The organism is Octadecabacter antarcticus 307 (genome assembly GCF_000155675.2).
Taxonomy (GTDB): Bacteria; Pseudomonadota; Alphaproteobacteria; order Rhodobacterales; family Rhodobacteraceae; genus Octadecabacter; species Octadecabacter antarcticus.
The window spans coordinates 3,633,874-3,656,603 of the sequence record NC_020911.1 but is presented as its reverse complement, the minus strand read 5'-3'; the positions used below and the strand labels follow the sequence as shown (position 1 = coordinate 3,656,603).

The window sequence follows — 22,730 nt, the reverse complement described above, 5'->3', positions numbered from 1 at the left end:
TTGGCCGAGCTGAGTAATTTTATTAAATATATGATTGAAGATTGTTGGGCAAAGGATCAAATCTATCATTCGGGACGACATTCCGCCGCCTCCGATATCTGGGACGTAAAATTATGGATAAGAACAGCAAACCAAATAAAGAAAAGAAAGCAAAACCGGCAGTAGCAGCTGTGACACCGGTGCCAGCTAAGCCTGCGGGCAAATAGCAGGCGACCACGTTAGACCAAAAGATATTTAACCGTTCGGAAAAGGGGGTGTTGCGTGCAGCGCCCCCTTTTTAGGGTTTGCCTACCCGTAAACCTTCACTGGCGTGCCGGCGATTGCCGCCATGTTCAGCAACCCGCGCGGGGTGATGGACGGCGTGACGATATGGGCGCGGTTGCCCATGCCCATCAGGATCGGCCCGACCTCAAGCCCGCCTGCTTTCATCTTCAGGATATTGCGCACACCGCTGGCGGCATCTGCATGACCAAATATCAATACGTTGGCTGCACCTTTCATCCGCCCACAAGGCAACAGCCGTTCGCGCAATTCAGGGTCGAGCGCGGCATCTACGTTCATTTCGCCTTCATAGGTGAAATCAACCTTCTGCGCGGCCAGAATAGACATCGCCGCGCGGATACGGTTGCCAGTGTCGCAATCAAGATTGCCAAATTGCGACTGCGCACAAAAGGCAACATTCGGCTTTAGGCCAAAGCGTTTCACATGCCGCGCAGCACCAATTGCGGTTTGTGCAATTTGTTCTGGCGTCGGTTCGGATCGCACATGGGTGTCGGCAATGAACAACGGCCCATCTTCGAGGATCATCATGCTAAGCGCGCCTTGCACTTTGTGATCCTTTCCCAGCACTTGCTCGATGTAATTCAGATGCCAGCGGAACTGCCCAAAGGTGCCGCAGATCATGCTGTCGGCCTCGCCGCGCTGCACCATGACAGCACCAATGGCGGTCGTATTGGTGCGCATCACCGCTTTGGCCAGATCAGGTGTGACCCCGTTGCGTGACATAAGTGTATGATATGTCTCCCAATAATCACGGTATCGCGGGTCGTTTTCGGGGTTCACAATATCAAGGCTGCTGATGTCGATATCCAAGCCCGCACGTTCAGCCCGCAGCGCGATCACGTCGGGGCGACCAATCAGGATCGGGGTTTCTGTGGTTTCTTCTAGCACGGCTTGGGCTGCGCGCAGCACGCGTTCGTCTTCGCCTTCGGTGAACACGATGCGGCGGGCTTCTTTGGCCGCTGCTTCGAATACGGGGCGCATCAGCATGGCGGATTTGAACACCGACGCGTCCAATCCGGCCTTATAGGACGGCAGATCAACCTGCTTGGTCGCGACACCGGTTTCCATCGCCGCCTTGGCGACGGCGGATGCCACGACACCCATCAAGCGCGGATCGAATGGTTTGGGGATCAGATAGTCGGGGCCAAATGTCATCTGTTCGCCCTGATAGGCGGCTGCGGCCTCGGCGGATGTGGTGGCGCGGGCCAAGGCGGCTATGCCTTCAACACATCCGATCTTCATGGCGTCGTTTATCTCAGTCGCGCCGACGTCCAGCGCGCCGCGAAAGATGAACGGGAAACACAGCACATTGTTCACTTGGTTTGGAAAATCGCTGCGCCCCGTTGCCATGATAGCATCAGGCGCAACGGCACGCGCATCTTCTGGCGATATTTCGGGGTTCGGGTTCGCCAGTGCAAAAATAATCGGCGCCTTGGTCATCCGCGCGACCATGTCTGGTTTTAACACGCCCGGACCTGACAGCCCGAGGAACATATCAGCCCCGTCGATCACATCGCCCAGTGTGGCAGCTGTTTTGCCTTGGGCAAATTCAGCCTTTTGCGGCGTCATATCGGTTTCGCGGCCTTCATAGACCAGACCTTCGATGTCACAAAGCCAGACGTTTTCGCGTTTCACACCGAGTTTCAGCAGCATGTTCAGGCAGGCAATGCCCGCGGCCCCACCGCCTGTGCTGACGATTTTGATGTCTTCGAATTTCTTGCCAGACACCGCCAACGCGTTCGTCGCAGCAGCACCAACAACAATCGCTGTGCCGTGCTGATCGTCATGAAAAACGGGGATATTCATCCGCTCTCGGCAGATTTTTTCAACGATGAAACACTCAGGTGCTTTGATGTCTTCAAGGTTGATCGCGCCAAATGTCGGTTCCAGCGCACAGACAATATCGGCCAGCTTTTTGGGATCGGGTTCGTTTAGTTCAATATCAAAGCAGTCAATGTTGGCGAATTTCTTGAACAGTACTGCCTTGCCTTCCATCACGGGTTTTGATGCCAGAGCGCCAATATTGCCAAGCCCAAGAACCGCCGAGCCATTGGTCACAACCGCCACCAGATTGCCGCGCGCAGTGTAATCCTGCGCCGCCGCAGGATTGTTCTTAATTTCAAGACAGGCTTCTGCGACGCCGGGTGAATACGCCCGCGCCAAATCGCGCCCGTTAGCCATCGGCTTGGTCGCGCGGATCTCAAGTTTTCCCGGTTTGGGGTAGCGGTGATAATCCAACGCCGCCTGTCGCAAGTTTTCTTTCTTCTGTGCATCGATCGCGGAGGTGTCGTTCGGGGTCTTTGGGGGTGTCTCAGGCATTTGGTCACCAGTCTTTCAAAAGGTCAAATAGGGGGCATTGGAAATATAGTTTAATATTAAACTATCCATCAGCCGCTAGGGAAGCGATATGTCAGCTATAGGGACAAGATGCACTCTCTTGCAAATCCGAAAGCTGACACGCAGATTGTCTACATGAAAGATACAACAGAAATTCGCGCAGAAGTATGCCTGCCCAGCACCGCGCTAACAGCTGATATTGGGTTTTTTACCAAGACGTTACGCATGCGGATGGATTCGATTTATCCTGCTGATGACCCAACTGTAGCCGTGTTTTCCGGCCACGGTTTGCGGGTCCGGCTGGATCAAAAATCAGATCGGCAGCGCCGGCCATTTGTGTATTTTGACCGACGATGCGGGTTTTGCGGATGCCCGCCAGTTGATCGCACCAGGTGGCACGACGGTCGACATCGACGCCTTAAATCCACCGCTGCAGATGCCGGTTACTGATCACGCCTTTGTCGTGCGCCGACTGGCCGATCAAGCCCCGTGGGTCGTTGGCCGCGCGGGAATGCACTATCGCGATCTGATCCCCAATCGCCTTGGCGGGTCAATCATTGCCAGTCACATTCGCATCCCTGACGGCGGCCCCGTGCCGGATATGGTGCACTACCATAAAGTCGGATTTCAGCTGATTTATTGCTATCGTTGCTGGGTCGATGTTTTGTACGAAGATCAAGGCGGCCCGATCCGCCTGAAAGCGGGTGATTGTTTCATTCAGCCGCCCGAAATTCGCCACCGTGTGCTAGAAGCGTCAAGCGGGATAGAGGTGATAGAGATCGGCGTGCCAGCCGAACATGTTACTGAAATTGAACACGAAATGACGCTGCCAACGCCTGATTTGCGACCGAACCGCGAATGGCAAGGGCAAAATTTCGTGCACAATATCGGGGCTGATGCGCCTTGGAATCCGTTCCGGCTACAAGGTTTCATCGCTCGTGATACGACGATCAATGATGCCACCAAATCTATGGCTGGCGTGCAGGTGGTACGGCGTGGAACTGGCGCTCCACAATGGGTTAAACATAACGCCGACATCCATTTCACATTTGTCATGGAAGGCGCGATGACGCTTGAGGGGGAAGGCAAAGACCCTTACCGCCTTGCCATGGGCGATGCCTTTGTGATCCCGCCCGGAATGGCGACGCGCTACGCTGATCCTACGGACGATCTTGAACTACTCGAAGTGACACTGGCGGGAGCGTTTCAGACCACTTTGGCTTGAACTTATGCGTCGCACGGCCCAATCTGTTAAAAACAAAGGATCTGCCATGTCCCTGCTCGATGACGCCCGCGCTGTGCGCGAAAACGCCTATGCGCCCTATTCGAAATTCGCTGTGGGTGCTGCCTTGAAAACCACGCGCGGTACTGTTTTCAAAGGTATAAATGTTGAAAACGTGGCCTATCCCGAAGGCACTTGCGCTGAAGCAGGTGCAATCGCTGCCATGTGCGCCGCTGGAGAACGTGAGATCGCAGAAATCGCAGTCATCGCTGATGCGCCAGCCCCCGTGCCCCCCTGTGGCGGTTGCCGCCAGAAGATTGCTGAATTTGCAGGGCCGGACGTGGTCGTGACCATGTCCACGATGGATGGCGCGGTACTGCAAATGACCGTCGCAGAGCTGTTGCCGGGGCGATTTACCGTTGATCATATGGCGAACACGTAACCCATGGATGCGCGCGCAATCATTGCCAAAGTGCGGCAGGGCGAAGACCCCAGCCACGATGAATTGGTATGGTTCACCAATGGTTTAGCCACCCGCATGGTGTCGGACGCGCAGGCTGGCGCTTTCGCGATGGCAGTCTGTTTGAACGGGCTTAGCGATGAAGGTCGCGTGGCATTGACCACGGGCATGCGCGACAGTGGTGATGTGTTGAAATGGGATTTGCCGGGCCCCGTATTGGACAAACATTCAACGGGCGGGGTGGGTGATCCGGTGTCTCTGATTCTCGCGCCCGCGCTGGCGGCGTGCGATGTGTTCGTGCCGATGGTGTCGGGCCGCGGCCTTGGGCATACGGGCGGCACGCTCGATAAACTTGAGGCGATCCCAGGATTAAACACTGCGCAAAACACAGCCGCGTTCCGCAAGATTACCCGCGATATTGGCTGTGCAATTGTCAGTGCCACCAATTCCATCGCGCCCGCCGATAAACGCTTATATGCCGTGCGTGACGTCACCGCGACGGTTGAGAGTGTTGATTTAATTTGTGCCTCAATTCTGTCCAAGAAACTTGCAGCGGGTCTTGAGGGTCTGGTGCTTGACGTCAAAGCGGGCAGCGGCGCGTTTATGAAAACCCCCGCAGGGGCCGCAAAGCTGGCCCGCGCGTTGACGTCCACGGCGAACGGCGCGGGCACGCCGACAGCCGCGTTTATCACCGACATGTCGCAACCGCTGGCGCCATGTTTGGGAAATGGTGTCGAATTGGCGCTTTGTCTTGAGGTTTTGTCAGGAAACCGCGCTGCAGCGCCACGTTTGCACGATCTGACTGTCGCACTTTGCGCCCGCGCTCTCGCACTTGCAGGTCACGCCGAAGGCGAAGCCGAAGAACGCGTCAAGGCGGCCATTTCATCGGGCCACGCGATGGTCTGTTTTGCCGCGATGGTCCGCGCGATGGGTGGCCCGCCAGACATTGCCGAAGGCTGGCACACCCATCTGCCATCGGCCCCTGTCATTGGCGATGTTCCCGCGCCTTATGCTGGGACCATTGCTGTCATTGACGGTGAAGCACTGGGTTTGGCGGTGGTGCAATTGGGTGGCGGCCGTCAGATCGAAAGTGATCGCATTGACCCGCGTGTTGGTCTGACAAATGTCTTGCCGCTTGGGACGAAAGTTGCGCGTGGTGATCCAATCGTGACCATCCATGCCGCTGATGAGGACAGCGCGCAAGCCGCAGCCCATGCGGTCCTACGCGCCGTGACCATTGGTGAACCTGTTGAAATTACAGACCTAGTTCTAGAACGGATCGACCCATGACAAAAGTATTCGAAAATCGGGCGTTCCTTATTGTGATCGACAGCGTTGGCATTGGCGGGGCACCGGACGCTGCTGATTTTTTTAACGGCGACACGCCGGACACTGGGTCAAATACGCTGGGTCATATTGCTCAGGCTTGCCGCGCGGGCTGCGCGGAAGATGGGCGCACGGGGCCGTTGAGTATTCCAAACCTGAACGCCATGGGCGCGGGCGCGGCGATGCGGCTTGCGACCGGACTTGATTTGGGCTGGCCTGCGCCAAATGGGGCTTACGGTGCCGCCACGCAAATCAGCCTGGGAAAGGACACACCGTCGGGCCATTGGGAATTGTCGGGCGTGCCAGTTCCTTGGGATTGGACCACGTTTCCAAAAACCACGCCGGCGTTTCCCGACGACATCACGGCGCGCATTTGCGAACTGGCTGGCACGGACGGCATCCTCGCCAATTGCCACGCGTCCGGCACACAAGTCATTGATGATTTTGGCGCGCAGCACATCCGCACGGGCTGGCCGATCTGCTACACATCCGTTGACAGCGTGCTGCAAATTGCCGCCCATGAGGATTATTTCGGGTTAGAACGGCTTCTGAATTTGTGCAAAGACCTCGCTCCGATGTTGCACGACCGCAAAGTTGGGCGCGTCATTGCGCGTCCCTTTAAGGGTGAAGTCGGGACATTCGAACGCACGCTAAATCGCCATGACTATGCCATCGCCACACCGTCGCCGACGCTGTGCGATTGGATTCATGATGCTGGGCGATCAGTGCAAGCCATTGGCAAGATCGGCGACATTTTCTCAATGCGTGGCATTGATGAGGTGCGCAAAGGTGCCGATATGACCTTAATGGATCATTTGTCCGACTTGATTGATGATGCGCCGAGCGGTGGGTTTGTCTTCGCTAATTTTGTTGAATTCGACAGTCTTTACGGGCACCGCCGCGATGTATCGGGCTATGCACGCCACCTTGAATGGTTTGACGCGGAACTGGGGAAACTACTGCCCAAGTTGCGCGCCGGTGATCTGTTGTGTGTCACGGCCGATCATGGCAATGATCCGACTTGGATCGGATCCGATCATACCCGCGAACGGGTGCCGGTTTTGATCCATGCGCCCGACCTTAACAGACAAGGCCCGCGCGATCTTGGTCATGTAGCGTTTGTTGACGTCGCAGCCACAATCGCCGCGCACTTGGGCGTTGCGCTCCGCGGACAAGGAAAGAGTTTTCTATGACCTATAGATCCATGCCCAAAGTCGAATTGCACACCCACCTTGAGGGCTGCGCCCCACCGAGTTTTATCCGTGGATTGGCCAAGGAAAAGTCTATTGATATCAGTGGGGTGTTTAATAAGGATGGCACTTACGCTTACCGTGGTTTCGACCATTTCTTGCAAGTCTATGAGGCTGCCTGCACGACGTTGCAGGGCCCGCAAGATTTCTACCGACTGGTCAAAGCGGTTCTGCAAGAAAGCGCGTCGCACGGTGTTGTTTACCAAGAAACGTTCCTGTCACCTGACTTCTGCGGTGGCGGTGATCTGGCGGCATGGCGCGATTATTTGGCGGCGATGGATGCGGCGGCTACTGAGGCGGAGGCAGAGTTTGGCATTACCTTAAAGGGCATCGTCACTTGCATCCGCCACTTTGGACCAGACGCTGCAAAACCCGCTGCAATTTGCGCGGCGGAAACCTTTGGTGATTTCATCACTGGATTTGGCATGGCGGGTGGTGAAATGGTCGGCCGCCCCAATGATTACGCCTATGCCTTTGATATGGCGCGCGAAGCCGGGATGCCCCTCACCTGTCATGCAGGGGAATGGGGTGGGCCGGACATGGTTGCGGACACGATCCGCGACCTTAAGGTGCAGCGCATCGGCCACGGTGTGAATGCCATTCGTGATCCTCAATTGGTGGCGCAGATTGCGGATGCCGGCATCGTGCTTGAGGTCTGCCCGGGGTCCAACGTGTTTCTGAAGGCCACTGGGGATTGGGCCGATCATCCTATCCTAAAACTGCGCGATGCGGGCGTTAAAGTGACCGTATCGACTGATGATCCACCGTTCTTTGGCATGACAATGACCGATGAATTTGACATGCTGGCAGCGACATTCGGCTGGGGCGCCGATGATTTCAACGCGCTCAATCAGATCGCGCTAGACGGTGCATTCTGTGATGCCTCCACCCGCGTAAAAATCGCCAAACGACTGGAAAATTGATGACAAAACTTCCGCACCTTACCCATGTTACGCACCCTTTGGTGCAGCATAAACTGACGCTGATGCGTGATAAAACCACGCCCACGGCGGTGTTCCGCCAGCTTTTGCGCGAGATTTCACAACTGCTGGCCTATGAGGTGACGCGTGAATTACCGATGACGACCAAGACCATCGAAACCCCGATGGAGACGATGGAAGCGCCGGTGCTTAAGGGGCGAAAACTGGCGCTGATTTCAATTCTACGGGCGGGCAACGGGTTGCTGGACGGTATGTTGGAACTGATCCCGTCGGCGCGTGTTGGATTTGTAGGCTTGTATCGCGACGAAAAAACGCTGCAGCCTGTGCAATACTATTTCAAGGTGCCCGATGCGATGGACGAACGCATGGTTATCGCCGTTGACCCGATGTTGGCGACAGGTAATTCGTCGATTGCGGCGATTGATCTGCTGAAAGAATCCGGCGCAAAGGACATTCGATTCTTGTGCCTGTTGGCTTCGCCAGAAGGCATCGCCGCGATGAAATCCACGCATCCCGATGTGCCGATTGTGACAGCTGCGGTGGATAGTCACTTGAATGACAATGGATATATTGTTCCGGGACTAGGGGATGCGGGTGACCGTATGTTCGGCACTAAATAGGGGCAACAATCCCTTTACATATTAGGCATTGTTAGGCATTCTCTCACAATATATTGTGGGGACAACTATGATTATTTTTGGTCAGCGCTATGGATTTCTTTCGACCGCTGCGGTCATTGTGGCCCTTATGTCGGGTGGTGCAACAGCACAATCACTGCGCGATTCCACTGGGCCAGCGGAATTCCCGCCATCAACTTTCACAGCAAATCAGTATGTAGACAGCCGTGGATGCGTGTTTGTGCGCGCCGGAATTGGTGGCGCAGTCAATTGGGTGCCGCGGGTCAATAGCAGTCGGGATCTACTTTGTGGTTTCCAGCCGACACAGGTCGCTGGATCAACAACAATCTCGCCAACAGTAAACGTCCCCAACCCGCTGGACACAGTTGTAGCGGGCCTGGCTGTACGCCCTGCCGCAGCACCTGCGCCGCGCCTGAACTTGCCGGCATCCACAGCAGCGGCCATTAATCCGCTGACAGGACAACGTGTTGGAACACCTGCTGCGGCCACGCCTTCACCGCCTTCACCGCCGATCACAACAGTGCCAACCGTCCAGCCGCGCGTTCTCACACGTGCACAGGCTTGCGCTGGTTTAACGGGTGTGCAGCCGAACCTTGTCGGCCAACGCACGGGGCAGCCGATCGATTGTGGTGGCAACGTTGCCCCACAGGTCGCAGCCGTAACGCGCCCTCTTGTTCAAGCGACGAGCGCCCAGCCGGGCCTGTCGCGGACGCAAGCCTGTGCTGATATTGACGCTACAGGCCGCACTTACATCAGCGCCACGACGGGCTTGCCCATCCGGTGCGGCCCACAGACACAGCGCATCACGCCGGCCACTGGTCCGTTTGCGGGGCTTTGGGCAGATCTTTCGCGGCCGCAGCGCCCCTATTCCAACCCGCTTGACGCGGCACCGGTGTCCACGATGTTCAATCCGGGCACAAACGCCCGTGTGGTATCTGCATGCGGCTTTGGCAGTTTGACCAACACCGGCAATCTAAGCATTCGGTGCGGCCCGCAGGCGCAATCGCCGTCCGGTTTGACGTCCCGCCTTGTGGTGCCTACCGGACCAGAGACAAACGGTTTCGTGACGCGCGCGCGAACCTCCCCATTTTCGCTGGGTTTTTTGGGGGACCTTTTGAACCAGAACCCACCACCCTATTCCAATCCTGTGCGCGGTTACGCATTACCAGTGCCGAGCGTGCCAACGGGCTACGCCCAAGTTTGGGATGATGGTCGTCTGAACACGCAACGTGGCATCCGCACTGGCCCACAAACGCAAAGCCCGACTGGTCTGACCAATACGATCCGTTATGCGACGACCCCGCGCGCCACCGCTGCTGCAGTTGAACAGCCACGCGTGGCCACCCGCACTGCCCTGCAAACCCAACCGAGCGAGCAGCTTAGCGGTCACCGCTACGTCCAAGTTGGCACGTTTGGCACCCGCGATCAGGCGCAGGCCATTGCACAATCGTTGCGCACGCGCGGCCTGCCTATGCGGATTGGTGTCTTCAATCAGAGCGGCACTGAAATGCGCATGGTGCTGGCTGGGCCGTTCAGCAGCGACGCGCAATTGCAAAGGGCATTGGGCACTGCCCGTGGTGCAGGTTATTCAGGGGCGTTTACGCGTCGTTAAGGCCTGAAACAACATACAGTTCTCCCGGGGAGGGACCCTGCTCAGGCGTGGGGTCTTTCCTTGTTTGGCACTATCTGGGGCATGAACGTGCCGCGGTATTAGGTGCAAATCCCTTGCAGGCTGATCCATGCCGCGTCGCTTAGAATTTCGGGCGTTTCCAGGCCTTGCATTGGATCGGCTTCGATTAGGCTAAGGGTCGTCTCACCTGTAACATCAACCGCGAAGGCGTAGGGCGTGCTGGGCAGTTGGGCGTTGGCAAACATGTCCAACAAAACCGCGTCATCCGCCCGCTGTGGTGGATTGGCGAAAAGCTCTTCGGCGTAGCTGCGCAATGTTTCGGGCGCGATCTCGCCTTGGGTCAGCAATGTAAATGTCGTGCCAATGCCGGAGTTTTTGAGCAAAGCGGCAAGCGGATCTTGGATGCGCAATTGTGCGGCGGCGGCAATAATATGCCCGCCAACGGCGGCTGGATCTTCGGTGTCTTCAATCAGATCGCGGTTCATCACGATCAATCCACCGGGCAGATAGATGGCCGTGTCGGGCCCCGATGGCACCACGAAAACCTGCCCGCCCGCGTCAGGGCCAAGCGCGCGCGCGTGCAAGGTTTCCAATGCCTGCGTTCCCAATTGGCTGCGGCAGGTCTGGCCGGTAATGTGTTGAATATGGCCGAGCAGCGTTGCCCCGATTTCCGCCCGTTTGACAGCAGGGACAGCGCTTTGCGCCTCGCGGATCAGAGCATCCGGCAGCCAGAACACGGCTAGCCCAACAATCGCGGCGGTTGCGGTCAGCAGTCCGAGGTTGCGCAATCTACCGGGTCTGTAACGGCGGCGATTGACGGTTTTTCGGACCTTTTCCATCGCACTAATCATCAAGTCATCGCTGATTTCCAAAGTATCAGTTCCATCGGCGGCGGGGGTGAACAACGCCGGACGTTCGCCCGCGTTCATCCGTTCAACCGCCGGAAGTGACCAGTGGGTCAAAGCCCGACCGGCGCTGTCTGAGATTACCAGGGTGGCATTGCCAAGGGAAACCATGACCTCACGGCGTTGATCGTTGGGTGCTGCGCGCCAAAGGCCACCGCTTTCTAGTCGGTCAAATTTTGTCAGTGCTGTCATGTTTGGGCCTGCTTTGCCTCTGGTGATTGGGCGCAACCTAGCAAGTTCTGGCTGCAATGACAGTCACAGTCTGTCGCCCATAAAAAAGGCCCCCCGCCACGATGGGCAGGGGGCCGTTCATCTGATGTGATGCGGTGGGTTACTGCATCGCGGCGCGTTCGGAGCGCAAGCCTTGGAAGATGGCAAAACACATCACCAGCAAGACGACCGTAAAGAACAGCCCCGTTGAGATTACCATCGCCTGCAAACTTTCAAGGCCGGCGGTTCCTGCCGCCCCCAAAAGAAGCACACCCGCGACCGCACCTTCAAAGATGCACCAGAAGATACGCTGGGACACAGGGGCGTCTACCTTACCGCCTGCAGTGATCGTGTCGATCACCAACGAACCGGAATCCGATGACGTCACGAAGAACACGATGACCAGCACAACTGCCAGAACCGATGAGATGGACGAGAATGGCAGTTCACCCAACATAGAAAAGAGCGATATTTCAGGCTTGTAGGCTGCCACGACGTTTTGGAACACGCCGCTTTCAGTTCCGCTGGCGATGACTTGGCTGATTGCCGTGCCACCAAACGTTGCCATCCAGAACACACAGACAAGGCTTGGGATCAACAAGACGCAGGTGATGAATTCCCGAACCGTCCGGCCACGGCTGACACGGGCGATAAACATGCCCACGAATGGTGACCAGCTGATCCACCATGCCCAGTAGAACGTTGTCCAACCGTGCAAGAAGCCCGTGTCGACACGGCCCACAGGGTTGCTGAGCGGCACGATTTCTTGCGCGTAGGCGAACAGCCCACCAAAGAAGTTGGTAAAGATCGCTAGTGTTGGCCCTGCAATCAGCACAAACACCAGCAGGATACCTGCCAGCCCCATGTTGATCTCAGACAGTACCTTAACGCCGCCGTCCAAGCCCCGGATGACGGAGACCAATGCAATTGCTGTGATGAACGCGATGATCAGAACTAACAGAACCGAACTGTCCGCGCTGGAATCCGTGTTGCCCCACAGAAAGCCCATGAAGTTTCGGGTTCCGGTCGCAGCGTCACCTGATCCGAACACTTCTGTCAGACCTGATGCCACCTGCGTCGCACCGAAGCCCAGCGATGTGGCCAGACCAAACAGTGTCGCGAAGGCCGCAGTACAGTCGATGGCATGGCCCCACGGACCCCAGATGCGCTCGCCCAAAATTGGGTAGAACGCGGATCTTAACGTCAGTGGCAAGCCCTTGTTGTAGCTGAACAGCGCCAGCGCCAAAGCAACGATTGCATAGATTGCCCATGGGTGCAGGCCCCAGTGGAAAATCGTCGCGGCCATGGCCATGCGCCGTGCTGCGTCGACTTGCGCAGCACTTTGTACCACGCCGTCTACGATGCCCAATTCCCCACCAAGTGGTTGATCGCCCCACGGTGTCGCGAAGTAATAGACAGGTTCAAGCACACCAAAGAACATCAGGCCGATGCCCATGCCCGCCGCGAACAGCATCGCAAACCATGCAAGATAGCTGTAATCTGGCACAGCGTCCGTACCGCCCAGTCTGACCTTGCCCCATGGGGTCACGATCAGCAGCAATGCAAAAATCACAAACAGGTTGGCCGACATCAAGAAGAACCAGTCAAAGGTGCTTTTGATGTAGTTGCGGACGGCGAGAAAAACATCTTTGGATACTTCAGGAAAGATCAACGCGATAGCGACGAAGATCAGGATCATCACAGCAGAGATCAGAAAAACCGGATTGTGCATATCAAGTTTGATGCCAGCAACTGTGGTCTCAATATTATCTTGTCCGACCTCGTAATCGGTATCGATTATGTCAGATCGCCCCTCGGGTTCTGGAATACCCGGATTTGTTGTTTCATCAGTCATATTTTTTGTCCCTCTTTGCTCGGTCAGGTCGTATTACGCATTTTTGGCAGCGCGTATCAGTCGCGCACAACCATCACAGAACATTTTGCCTGTCGTGCTATTTTGCCGCCGTTTGACGGCCACAGATGATCTGCCAGCCCCGGAATATGGCTTTGCATGACGATCAGATCGGCACCGATTTCATCAGCGGCCTTTAGAAGGGTTGGATCAAGATCAACGCTTGGATCATGGCTGATTGCCGAATGTGCGGCAGTTTCGACGGTGTGTGCGTCTGCTTGGGTCTTGGCGAATTCACCCAACTTGGTTTGATATTCTTCGGGCGAATGGGCAACAGACCCCGGCGCGGAACTTGTGACGCCGACGTAGGTCACTTTCGCGCCGTAGTGTTTGGCAAGGTCAGCCGCTGTTTCCAGCGCCCGCCCAAGTGTTTTCGTATGTCCCAAATCGACGGGAACCATAATGTGGTTATACATTTTCCCTCCTTTTTACAGATGGATTTCCGACTTTTCCACGTGGTTAAACATGCAGCACAAAAATCAGTTTCCCTAAGGAAACCTTGTTCATCCTTCGACCGTAACGCGGAAACGACGCATCCTGCAAGTATTGTGGAACCCGTGCCTGAACTGAAGGGTGGCAGGTGCCTGTCAACCCACCAGCATCGCTTAACTGTCTGTCGCGCCTTATCGAAACGTCTTGCGCAACTCGAACTTTTGGATTTTCCCCGTCGATGTTTTGGGCAGTTCGCCAAACACCACTTTCTTGGGGCATTTGAAACCTGCGAGCCTTTGTTTGGTGAACGCGATCAACGCGTCCGCGTCACCCACGTGGCCGACTTTCAACTCAACAAAGGCACAGGGCACTTCGCCCCACTTGTCGTCAGGCATTGCCACAACAGCACAGAGCATGACATCGGGATGGCCCATCAAGACACTTTCGACCTCAACGGACGAAATGTTCTCACCGCCGGAAATGATGATGTCCTTGGCGCGGTCCGCAATTTGCATGGACCCGTCGGGGTACTGCACCGCCAAATCCTCGGAATGGAAATATCCGCCCTTGAATGCCTTTGCAGTCGCGCCCGGGTTTTTCAGATAGCCTTTCATCACCGAATTGCCCCTGATTACGATCTCACCTTGGGATTTGCCGTCCATCGTGACTTGTTCCATCGTATCCGACATCACGGTAATGTCTTCCATTTGCGGGAATGCGACGCCTTGGCGGGCCTTGATCGCTGATTGTTTGTCTTGTGGCAGGCTGTCCCAGTCGTTGTTCCACAGGCATTCCGTGACGTGGCCATAGGTTTCGGTTAAACCGTAGACCTGCTGCACGTTGAACCCTAAATCACCAATCGCCGCGAGCGTCGCAGGGGCAGGGGGGGCGCCTGCGGTGAATACCTCAACGGTGTGATCGAAATCGCGACGGTCTTCGGGTTTGGCGTTCACCAACAAGTTCAACACAATCGGTGCGCCGCCAAAATGCGTCACACCTTCATCGGCGATCGCTGCGTAAATCGCCGCCGCTGATATGTCGCGGCAGCATACGACCGTACCGCCCAGCATCGGTATCATCCATGTGTGGTTCCAGCCGTTGCAATGAAACAGCGGCACGATGGTCAAAAAAATCGGATGCAACGTCATGCGCCACGTGACGGGTGTACCCATGGTCATCAAGTACGCACCACGGTGATGGCAGACGACGCCCTTGGGCCGCCCCGTCGTTCCGGATGTATAATTCAGCGCAAGGCTTTCCCATTCGTCATCGGGCATGATCCACGCAAAATTTGGATCACCTGCGGCCAAAAATGTTTCATAATCAATCTGCTCGCCAATCTCGGGCACGCCAGCAATCGCATCGGGAACTTCAACGACCAGCGGCGCCTCCCCCTCCATCGCTTCAACCGCTTTCATACAAACGGGCAGGAACTGGCTGTCCACCAGCACAACTTTGGCTTCGCCGTGATCGAAGATGTAGGCGATCGTATCTACGTCCAGCCGGATATTGATGGTGTTCAACACCGCCCCCGCCGCTGGCACGCCAAAATGCGCCTCGGCTTGTGCGGGGATGTTGGGCAGCAGCGTCGCAACCACATCGCCGGGAACAACGCCCGCCATCTGCAAGGCGCTTGCCAATTGGGACACGCGGGCATGATAATTCGTGTAGGTCAGGCGCATATCGCCGTACACCAACGCCTCACGGTCGGGGAAAACTTTCGCAGCGCGTGCTAGGTGGCTCAATGGGGTGAGCGGTATATAGTTCGCGGGGGTCTTATCCAACCCTGTCTCATCCCTCATCCAGCCCATGCGCATTTCCTCTTAGTTTATGTAGCTACCAAAATGTCGCAGATTTCACAGATGTCAAACACCGATCTACCTTGCGCGCGTCGTTTTTGGCCAGCGCGTCGTTTTGGACTGGCGCAGCTACGTTGCGCCCGCGACAGTGCGCCAAAGGACATGCCGCAATGCAAGCAACGAATCCCAAGCTTTCGATGATTTGCACCCTGTGCGGTATGTTTGTGCTGGGCGTGACGGACAATTTGATCCCGCTGATCTCTGAAAACTCAAGCCTGTGGCTGTTTCAAGCGGCGCGATCGGTGGCGACCTTGCCGATGTTGGGAATCCTCGCGCTGCTTGGTCTTGGCACGTTACGCGCGAACCGACCTTTGCACGTTTTGGCGCGCAATTTTTTTACTGGTACAGCGCTGTTGATTTATTTTGGCTGCCTCGCCTTCCTGCCAATCGGCGTCGTGGTCGCTGGCCTGTTTACCGCCCCGATTTTCGTTTTGATCCTGTCGGTGCTGTTTCGGGGGCAATCAGTGGGGTTCTGGCGCTGGGCCGCAGTGGCTGTCGGGTTTTGTGGTGCGGTTCTGGTCGTCTGGCCGCAGGACGGTAACATCACCGCGCTGGCCTTTGTGCCAATCATCGCGGGCGTGTTCTATGCCGTCGGCGCAATTGGTACCCGCGCGTGGTGCGAAGGCGAAAGCGTGCTGGTGATGACGCTGGCTTATTTCGCTATCCTTGGCGTGTACGGTTTGTTTGGCGTCGCAGCGCTGTCCATCTGGCCAATGGACGCGCCAATAGGTGTGGATGGCTGGCTTCAACGGGGCCTTGTGCCGATGACCACCACGATGGTCTGGGTTACCATTGGTCAGGCCGTGGGCAGTATCATCGGTGTCGGCCTGCTGACACGCGGCTATCAACTGGGGGAGGCATCGTATGTCGCGATCAACGAATACTCCCTCATCGTGTTCGCCGCGATCTTTGGGTGGATCATGTGGGGGCAAACCTTGGGCGCATTGGCGCTGGTTGGTATTGCCTGTATTATCGCGTCGGGCTCTATTATCGCGCTGCGATCAAAGTGAGTGAGATCAGAGTGAGGTTGACATGATTATTTCACGTGGGCGCGGCTATATCTTTGTGCATATCCCCAAAACTGGCGGCACGGCGATGGCGCTGGCGTTAGAAGACCGCGCCAAAGCGGACGACATCATGATTGGTGACACGCCGAAAGCACGCAAAAGACGCGGTAAAGTCAAAGGCGTTGAAACCGCTGGCCGACTGTGGAAACATTCAACGCTGGCTGACGTCGAAGGCTTGATCACGCGCGCTGAGATGGCCGATCTGTTCACCTTCACCCTCGTGCGCAACCCGTGGGACCGAATGGTGAGTTACTATCATTGGCTAAAGACACAGACGTTCGATCATCCGGCCGTTACGTTGGCGCGCACCAAAGGCTTTTCCGGCTTTGTGAACGCGCCGCTCACCAAAGATACGTTTCGCAATGACCGTTATGCAAGTTACATGACCGACAGTGCTGGCGTTACGCACGCCGACCTCTATATCCGACTTGAACATTTGGCAGATGATCTGGTGCCGCTCGCAACCCACCTCGGATTTATGCTGGACATGCCGATTGCCAATCAAAGTCAGCGCCCTCGTGATTGGCGCGGCTTTTATACCGATTCAGACGCGGAATTGGTGGCGGACCTGTGCGCCCACGACATCGCGACACACGGTTATGGCTTCGATCCTGCGTAAGATTTCGCCCGCTTGTTTCTGCACCAAGTGGTAGCTGTCGATTTACCGCTCGCTTCCGGCGCACTGACCGGTGTCCTAGTTGCATATAGGGATTTACAGGCTATCTTTTCCACATGATGAAAAAGTTCATCGACTCAGGAGGATACCATGAAACATTTATTCTTAGCGTTGCCGCAGCGATTTCTTTAGCAGGTGCAGCCTTTGCAGATGGCCACCGCGCTGCTGCACCGGACGAGGCGCGGGCCTACATTATTTCACCGGCAGACGGCGAAACGCTGTCCAATCCGGTCACGATCGTTTTTGGACTTGAGGACATGGGCGTGGCCCCCGCCAGTGTCGAAATGGACATGAAGGGGCACTTTCACCTGTTGATCAACACCGATCTAAGCACGCTTGATTTGGACACCAGCTTGCCCGCGACGGATCAGGTCGTGCATTTCGGTGGCGGACAAACGCAGGTCACGAAAGATTTGCCCGTTGGCACACACACGCTTCAATTGCTTTTGGGGGATTGGTCGCACGTGCCACATGACCCCCCGTGCTAAGCGACGTGATCACAATCATCGTCGAATAATTGACGCATAAACGAAAAATGGCCGCGCAAACCTGCGCGGCCATTTTTGTTTCAAAAGCCGATTTGCTATCGACCCCTGCGTCGAACCGCGCGTGGTGCTACGGGTCCGTGGCGGCCATTTCACGTGGAAGGGCTGCCACTCAAACTGCGCGTCGCAGGTTTTTGTGATCTTGGACGCTAGGGGTGGGCGCCAGTGACAATCTTGTTTGCAAAGTCATGATTTTTGTCTCGGTGTCCGGCCTCGTCCTCCCGGATAACCAAAACGACCTCGCGCAGGCGGGCGCCATCAGGTAGTTTCCAGTAATCCTTGGCAATTTGTGGGGCGGGCACGTTTTCGACTGCGCCTGCATCGATTTGCGCTAAATACTGTGTGTAGCTGACGACTGCTTCTTCTTCCAAATACCCGACCACACGGTGCGCAACACGCGGGGCCAGCAAGTACAGGAAGAAGTATAGGTTGTAGAAAACAAGTTGTGTGGCCGCGATCAAGAATCGTTCGAAGCGGGACGGCTGCGCGATCTCGATGAATGTCATCAGGTGCATCCGTTCGTTGTCAGCTTCTTCAATCAGTTCCCTTATCCAGCCTTGGTCGTCGCGGATTTGGCGCAGTGCCTTGAGGTGCTGCAGCAAGCCGCCGACCATTCCGGGCACTGCGGCCACGGTTTCCAGAACCACCGCACGGTGGCCATAGCGATGGGCAAAAAATTTGTCCGCAAATACGCGCATAAACTTCACGAGGCGCAATGCAAAACGGTCCCTGAAATCTTGTGGTTCATGGTGGTGCAGGTTTTTATCGTCTAACTCAGCAGCATACGCAACATTATCGTTCATCGTTCCATCTCCTTTTTATAAGATAGAAATATGTAGTAATTCGGAAAAATCATCACCCTTAGCCTGCGGCATTTTCTTCATTTTGGGCCTGTTGTTAAGGCAGTTCGAGTTATCAATTGGCCGCACCCGAAGGCACGGCCAATTGATGCTGCGTCGGTTTGTGATTAAGCGGCTTTGCTATCCACACCCGACCCGAAACGCCCGTAGAACGATTGACCTTTGTCGGCCATTTCGCGCAGCAGGGCGGGGCATTCAAACCGCGCGCCGTGGACCTTTGTCAGCTCATCACAACGCGCGGCGGCATAGGGTGCACCAAGGATATCAAGCCAGCTAAATGGGCCACCCGACCAAGGCGCAAAGCCCCAGCCAAGGATCGCGCCGACATCTCCTTCGCGGATGTCCATCAGCACGCCTTCTTCCAGCGCGCGCACGGCCTCAAGCACTTGGGCAAACATCAAGCGGTGTTGCACATCAATCAGGTCAGGCTGTGTTTCCAAACGAGGATACCGTTCGGCCAAGCCGTCCCAAAATCCATCCCGTTTGCCTTTTTCGTCGTAGTTGTAGAATCCGGCGCCCGCTTTGCGACCCAGACGTTTTTGATCTTCGAGGAAGAACAAAACGTCGTCGGTTACAGCATCGGGGTAGGCATCGCCCATCGCCGACTTGGTCGCCCGCGCAATCGAAGCGTTCAACGCGATCGTCGTGTCGTCGGTCAGCTGCAACGTGCCCACAGGAAAGCCCATCAGCTTGGCCGCGTTTTCGACCAGCGCAGGCGCAACGCCTTCACTAACCATGCGGATGCCTTCCTTGCCGTAGGGCAAGATGCAGCGGTTGGCGTAAAAGAAGCGTTCATCATTCACGACAATCGGCGTCTTTCTGATCTGGCGCACAAAATCGAGAGATTTAGCAATCGCAATGTCGCCCGTTTTGGCCCCTTTGATGATTTCCACCAACGCCATCTTGTCGACGGGGCTGAAGAAATGGATGCCAATAAATTTGTCGGCCCGCACAGATGCCTTGGCCAATTCGGTAATCGGCAGGGTCGATGTGTTGGTGGCAAAGATGCAGTCGTCACCCACAATCGCCTCAACCTTCTTGGTCATCTCGGCCTTGACGCCAACGTCCTCGAACACCGCCTCAACGATTAGATCGCAGCCCTTAAGCGCTTCTAGATCGGTGGTGGCCGTAATCATACCAAGCACTTTTTCCTTCTTCTCCACGCTCGCCTTTTTGCGGGCAATTCCCTTGTCCATATAATCAGCTGTGTAGGATCTACCTTTGTCAGCAGCGGCCTGTTCGCGGTCGATCAACACAACCTCAATACCTGCCAACGCCGACACCAGCGAAATACCGGCACCCATCATGCCCGCGCCCAAGACACCGACTTTTTTGACAGTCTGATCGGCCACATCGGGTCGGTTCGCGCCCTTTTCCAAGGCTTCTTTGTTAATAAACAAGGACCGGATCATTGCCTCAGAACTTGGGTTCATTAGCACATTGGTGAACCAGCGCGCCTCGATTTTAAGCGCCGTGTCGAACGGCACCATCGCGCCCTCATAGACCGCTGACAGCAATGCCTTGGCAGCAGGATACACACCTTGCGTCTTGCCGTTCACCATCGCGGACGCACCTACGAAGGTCATAAAACCCGCCGAGTGATACGGTTCGCCACCCGGCATTTTGTAGCCTTTTTCGTCCCAGGGTTTGACGATCTTTGGTTCGGACAACACCCAAGCCTTGGCAATTGCCATCAGCTCACCCGCTGGGACAACTTCATCTACAACACCAGCCTGCATTGCTTTTTTGGGGTCGTTCATTTTGCCTTCAAGCAGCAGTGGTGACGCCATCATCGCGCCCATCTTGCGCACCAGACGGGTCGTTCCTCCCATGCCTGGAAAAATACCGACCATGATCTCGGGCAGGCCGATCTTCGCTTTTGGATTGTCGGCTACAAAAATGCGGTGACAGGCCAGTGGAATTTCCAGACCAATACCAAGTGCTGTGCCGGGCAGGGCAGCCGCAATCGGCTTGCCGCCCTTGTTGGTTTTAGGGTCCATGCCAGCGCGTTCAATCTTGCGCAGGATAGCGTGTGATTTCATCAAGCCGTCCATCAGGCCCTTTGCCGGATTATCACCCGCAGCCGCCTTCATCTTGGCGATAATGTTAAGATCCATTCCGCCCGCAAAGGTGTCCTTGCCGGACGTGATGACCACGCCCTTAACGCTGTCGTCTGCAAGTGCAGCATCAACGCAAGTGTCCAGATCATCCCACCCTTCAAGGCTCAGGACGTTCATGGACTTTCCAACGACATCCCAAGTGATAATCGCAACGCCATCGGCGTCTGTTTTCATAGTAAAATCAGCCATGTCGTTGCTCCTTACACCCGTTCAATAATAGTCGCCGCACCCATGCCGGATGCGATGCACAAGGTGGCGAGGCCGACCTCTTTGTCAGAACGCTCAAGCTCATCCAGCAGGGTGCCAATGATAATCGCACCCGTAGCCCCCAATGGATGGCCCATGGCGATAGACCCGCCATTCACGTTGACCACCGAATGATCAACGTTGAACGCCTGCATGAACCGCAACACGACGCTTGAAAACGCCTCATTGACTTCAAACAGATCGATATCCTTAATATTCATTCCCGCATCGCTCAGGATTTTGTGCGTCACAGGAACCGGACCCGTCAGCATGATTGTTGGATCAGTGCCAATTTTCGCAGTTTGGCGAATACGCGCCCGCGGCGTCAGACCATGTTTGATGCCATACTCTTTGGACCCGATCAAAACGCCTGCCGCGCCGTCCACGATCCCCGAACTGTTGCCGGCGGTGTGGATGTGGTTGATCCGCTCAAGGTGCGGATATCTCATCAGTGCAACCTTGTCGAAACCGGGCATGACTTCGCCCATCGCTTGGAAAGCTGCATTCAGCGCGCCCAAAGATTGCATGTCGGTCTGCGGGCGCATGTATTCGTCTGTGTCCAGAATAGTCAGGCCGTTCTGATCCTTCACAGGCACAATAGACTTGCTGAAATGGCCTGCGTCCCACGCGGCTTTGGCGCGGCGCTGTGATTCAACAGCCAGCGCGTCGGCATCATCGCGTGAGAACCCGTATTCGGTGGCTATAATGTCAGCCGAAATGCCCTGAGGCACAAAATAGGTGTCCATTGCGATGGATGGATCAACGGCAATCGCCGCCCCGTCACTGCCCATCGGGACGCGGCCCATCATTTCTACGCCACCAGCGATATAGGCTTCGCCTGCGCCACCTTTGATCTGGTTTGCGGCAAGGTTCACTGCTTCCATCCCAGACGCACAAAAACGGTTGATCGCGAGACCGGGAATGGATTGATCCAAATTGGACGCAAGCACGGCAGTCCGCGCAAGGCAGCCGCCCTGTTCTTTGACTTGGGTGACATTGCCCCAAATCACATCCTCAACGGCGTGGCCTTCCAGATTGTTGCGATCTTTCAGGGCGTTCAAAACACCTGCCGACAGCCGCGCGGCCGTCACTTCGTGCAGGGACCCGTCTTTGCGGCCCTTGCCGCGCGGTGTGCGGATCGCGTCGTAGATATATGCGTCAGTCATGTCGTCTCCTTAGCTGCGATCTGTGGGGCTGCCGGGCATCAGATCATAGGGGTGTTTCCAACCTTTGGTGCCCTCAATGCGGGTCATCCAAGCGTCGATGTGGGGGGATTCTGTACGGTTGAACCCGAAAGGTTCGGGGTAAAACAAATAGCCAGCACAGGCGATGTCCGCGATGCTGAGTGCGTCACCGGCGAGGTACGGCGTCTCTTCCAACTGGGTTTCCATGATCTTCAATGCAGATGTAAGGCGCATCAGCAAGAACGCATTTACCTCCGCGTTTTGCTTTTCTTCGGGCAAGAAGTTGGTGTTGAAACGCAATGTTCCTGCAACGCCGCTGACTTTGTGATTGTCAAAAAACATCCAGCGCAGAATATCGCGCCGTTCAGCTGCGGATCGCCCGCCAAGCTTGCCTGTCTTGGATGAAACATAATCCTGAATAACACCTGATTGCGTCAGGATCAGATCGCCGTCTTCCATCACCGGCACTTCGCCCATGACGTTCATCGCGCGAAATTCAGGAGCGCGGGTCGCGCCGTTAAAAAAATCTACGTAAATTGGCTCCCACTCTGCCTCTGACAATTCCAATGTCAGTGCCGCCTTGTAGGCGTTTCCGCTTTCGCCAAAACAATGTAATTTGATCATGGAG

General features: G+C 55.9%; 18 protein-coding genes and 1 pseudogene. 10 read left to right on the top strand and 9 right to left on the bottom strand.

Going from position 1 to position 22,730, the window contains the following annotated elements; genetic code table 11:
* Nucleotides 1-288 precede the first annotated feature (288 nt).
* The gene (locus OAN307_RS18655; protein ID WP_015501119.1) at nt 289-2,601 is read right to left on the bottom strand and encodes an NADP-dependent malic enzyme; all 2,313 of its coding nucleotides are present in this window, start codon (nt 2,599-2,601) and stop codon (nt 289-291) included.
* Between the two features lie 153 nt (nt 2,602-2,754).
* Between OAN307_RS18655 and OAN307_RS18650 the strand changes: the two are divergent.
* The 7 genes and pseudogenes from OAN307_RS18650 (at nt 2,755) to OAN307_RS18620 (ending at nt 10,068) form a co-directional block, all read left to right on the top strand.
* Nucleotides 2,755-3,844: pseudogene (locus tag OAN307_RS18650) on the top strand (cupin domain-containing protein).
* A 46-nt stretch (nt 3,845-3,890) separates the two neighbouring features.
* Nucleotides 3,891-4,283 carry a cytidine deaminase gene (locus tag OAN307_RS18645; protein ID WP_015501118.1) on the top strand — a complete coding sequence of 131 codons (393 nt, stop codon included), beginning with the start codon at nt 3,891-3,893 and terminating at the stop codon, nt 4,281-4,283.
* A 3-nt stretch (nt 4,284-4,286) separates the two neighbouring features.
* A complete protein-coding gene (locus OAN307_RS18640) occupies nt 4,287-5,591 on the top strand; it encodes a thymidine phosphorylase (RefSeq protein ID WP_015501117.1) in 1,305 nt (434 codons plus the stop codon).
* On the top strand, nt 5,588-6,820 hold the full coding sequence (locus OAN307_RS18635; RefSeq protein ID WP_015501116.1) for a phosphopentomutase: 1,233 nt from the start codon (nt 5,588-5,590) through the stop codon (nt 6,818-6,820). Before OAN307_RS18640 ends, OAN307_RS18635 begins: the two co-directional genes overlap by 4 nt.
* Entirely contained in the window at nt 6,817-7,800 is a 984-nt protein-coding gene (locus OAN307_RS18630; RefSeq protein WP_015501115.1) for an adenosine deaminase, read from the top strand. Before OAN307_RS18635 ends, OAN307_RS18630 begins: the two co-directional genes overlap by 4 nt.
* Complete coding sequence (upp, locus tag OAN307_RS18625; protein WP_015501114.1) at nt 7,800-8,438, top strand: uracil phosphoribosyltransferase; 639 nt, start codon at nt 7,800-7,802, stop codon at nt 8,436-8,438. The genes OAN307_RS18630 and upp overlap by 1 nt, the downstream gene beginning before the upstream one ends.
* Before the next feature lie 67 nt (nt 8,439-8,505).
* Nucleotides 8,506-10,068 carry an SPOR domain-containing protein gene (locus OAN307_RS18620; protein WP_015501113.1) on the top strand — a complete coding sequence of 521 codons (1,563 nt, stop codon included), beginning with the start codon at nt 8,506-8,508 and terminating at the stop codon, nt 10,066-10,068.
* A gap of 98 nt (nt 10,069-10,166) precedes the next feature.
* Here the strand turns inward: OAN307_RS18620 and OAN307_RS18615 are convergent, their stop codons facing one another.
* From OAN307_RS18615 to OAN307_RS18600, 4 genes are all read right to left on the bottom strand, one after another.
* The gene (locus OAN307_RS18615) at nt 10,167-11,183 is read right to left on the bottom strand and encodes a hypothetical protein (RefSeq protein ID WP_015501112.1); all 1,017 of its coding nucleotides are present in this window, start codon (nt 11,181-11,183) and stop codon (nt 10,167-10,169) included.
* 139 nt (nt 11,184-11,322) lie between these two features.
* On the bottom strand, nt 11,323-13,056 hold the full coding sequence (locus OAN307_RS18610; protein WP_015501111.1) for a BCCT family transporter: 1,734 nt from the start codon (nt 13,054-13,056) through the stop codon (nt 11,323-11,325).
* A 56-nt stretch (nt 13,057-13,112) separates the two neighbouring features.
* Nucleotides 13,113-13,529: a universal stress protein gene (locus tag OAN307_RS18605; protein ID WP_015501110.1), complete on the bottom strand. Its 417-nt coding sequence runs from the start codon at nt 13,527-13,529 to the stop codon at nt 13,113-13,115.
* A 207-nt stretch (nt 13,530-13,736) separates the two neighbouring features.
* On the bottom strand, nt 13,737-15,356 hold the full coding sequence (locus OAN307_RS18600) for an AMP-binding protein (RefSeq protein WP_015501109.1): 1,620 nt from the start codon (nt 15,354-15,356) through the stop codon (nt 13,737-13,739).
* A gap of 158 nt (nt 15,357-15,514) precedes the next feature.
* Between OAN307_RS18600 and OAN307_RS18595 the strand changes: the two genes are divergently transcribed.
* From OAN307_RS18595 to OAN307_RS18585, 3 genes are all read left to right on the top strand, one after another.
* On the top strand, nt 15,515-16,414 hold the full coding sequence (locus tag OAN307_RS18595) for a DMT family transporter (protein ID WP_015501108.1): 900 nt from the start codon (nt 15,515-15,517) through the stop codon (nt 16,412-16,414).
* A gap of 22 nt (nt 16,415-16,436) precedes the next feature.
* Nucleotides 16,437-17,090, top strand: a complete 654-nt coding sequence (locus OAN307_RS18590; protein ID WP_015501107.1) for a sulfotransferase family 2 domain-containing protein — start codon at nt 16,437-16,439, stop codon at nt 17,088-17,090.
* Between the two features lie 113 nt (nt 17,091-17,203).
* Nucleotides 17,204-17,635 carry a DUF4399 domain-containing protein gene (locus OAN307_RS18585; protein ID WP_015501106.1) on the top strand — a complete coding sequence of 144 codons (432 nt, stop codon included), beginning with the start codon at nt 17,204-17,206 and terminating at the stop codon, nt 17,633-17,635.
* 206 nt (nt 17,636-17,841) lie between these two features.
* On the opposite strand, the gene OAN307_RS18580 is transcribed toward OAN307_RS18585, so the two are convergent.
* From OAN307_RS18580 to OAN307_RS18565, 4 genes are all read right to left on the bottom strand, one after another.
* On the bottom strand, nt 17,842-18,495 hold the full coding sequence (locus OAN307_RS18580; protein ID WP_015501105.1) for an alternative oxidase: 654 nt from the start codon (nt 18,493-18,495) through the stop codon (nt 17,842-17,844).
* A 164-nt stretch (nt 18,496-18,659) separates the two neighbouring features.
* Nucleotides 18,660-20,861, bottom strand: coding sequence for a 3-hydroxyacyl-CoA dehydrogenase NAD-binding domain-containing protein (locus OAN307_RS18575; RefSeq protein ID WP_015501104.1), 2,202 nt, complete (start codon nt 20,859-20,861; stop codon nt 18,660-18,662).
* An 11-nt stretch (nt 20,862-20,872) separates the two neighbouring features.
* Nucleotides 20,873-22,084, bottom strand: a complete 1,212-nt coding sequence (locus OAN307_RS18570) for an acetyl-CoA C-acetyltransferase (RefSeq protein WP_015501103.1) — start codon at nt 22,082-22,084, stop codon at nt 20,873-20,875.
* A gap of 9 nt (nt 22,085-22,093) precedes the next feature.
* Entirely contained in the window at nt 22,094-22,726 is a 633-nt protein-coding gene (locus OAN307_RS18565) for a glutathione S-transferase family protein (protein ID WP_015501102.1), read from the bottom strand.
* Nucleotides 22,727-22,730: the final 4 nt, after the last annotated feature.

Excerpts from the sequence above, each read along its gene's own strand:
- OAN307_RS18655 (WP_015501119.1), bottom strand. The coding sequence starts at position 2,601 with ATGCCTGAGACACCCCCAAAGACCCCGAACGACACCTCCGCGATCGAT.
- OAN307_RS18640 (WP_015501117.1), top strand. The coding sequence starts at position 4,287 with ATGGATGCGCGCGCAATCATTGCCAAAGTGCGGCAGGGCGAAGACCCC.
- OAN307_RS18575 (WP_015501104.1), bottom strand. The coding sequence starts at position 20,861 with ATGGCTGATTTTACTATGAAAACAGACGCCGATGGCGTTGCGATTATC.
- OAN307_RS18590 (WP_015501107.1), top strand. The coding sequence starts at position 16,437 with ATGATTATTTCACGTGGGCGCGGCTATATCTTTGTGCATATCCCCAAA.
- OAN307_RS18600 (WP_015501109.1), bottom strand. The coding sequence starts at position 15,356 with ATGGGCTGGATGAGGGATGAGACAGGGTTGGATAAGACCCCCGCGAAC.
- OAN307_RS18585 (WP_015501106.1), top strand. The coding sequence starts at position 17,204 with ATGATGAAAAAGTTCATCGACTCAGGAGGATACCATGAAACATTTATT.
- OAN307_RS18570 (WP_015501103.1), bottom strand. The coding sequence starts at position 22,084 with ATGACTGACGCATATATCTACGACGCGATCCGCACACCGCGCGGCAAG.
- OAN307_RS18610 (WP_015501111.1), bottom strand. The coding sequence starts at position 13,056 with ATGACTGATGAAACAACAAATCCGGGTATTCCAGAACCCGAGGGGCGA.
- OAN307_RS18605 (WP_015501110.1), bottom strand. The coding sequence starts at position 13,529 with ATGTATAACCACATTATGGTTCCCGTCGATTTGGGACATACGAAAACA.
- OAN307_RS18645 (WP_015501118.1), top strand. The coding sequence starts at position 3,891 with ATGTCCCTGCTCGATGACGCCCGCGCTGTGCGCGAAAACGCCTATGCG.
- OAN307_RS18595 (WP_015501108.1), top strand. The coding sequence starts at position 15,515 with ATGCAAGCAACGAATCCCAAGCTTTCGATGATTTGCACCCTGTGCGGT.
- upp (WP_015501114.1), top strand. The coding sequence starts at position 7,800 with ATGACAAAACTTCCGCACCTTACCCATGTTACGCACCCTTTGGTGCAG.
- OAN307_RS18580 (WP_015501105.1), bottom strand. The coding sequence starts at position 18,495 with ATGAACGATAATGTTGCGTATGCTGCTGAGTTAGACGATAAAAACCTG.
- OAN307_RS18565 (WP_015501102.1), bottom strand. The coding sequence starts at position 22,726 with ATGATCAAATTACATTGTTTTGGCGAAAGCGGAAACGCCTACAAGGCG.
- OAN307_RS18620 (WP_015501113.1), top strand. The coding sequence starts at position 8,506 with ATGATTATTTTTGGTCAGCGCTATGGATTTCTTTCGACCGCTGCGGTC.
- OAN307_RS18630 (WP_015501115.1), top strand. The coding sequence starts at position 6,817 with ATGACCTATAGATCCATGCCCAAAGTCGAATTGCACACCCACCTTGAG.
- OAN307_RS18635 (WP_015501116.1), top strand. The coding sequence starts at position 5,588 with ATGACAAAAGTATTCGAAAATCGGGCGTTCCTTATTGTGATCGACAGC.
- OAN307_RS18615 (WP_015501112.1), bottom strand. The coding sequence starts at position 11,183 with ATGACAGCACTGACAAAATTTGACCGACTAGAAAGCGGTGGCCTTTGG.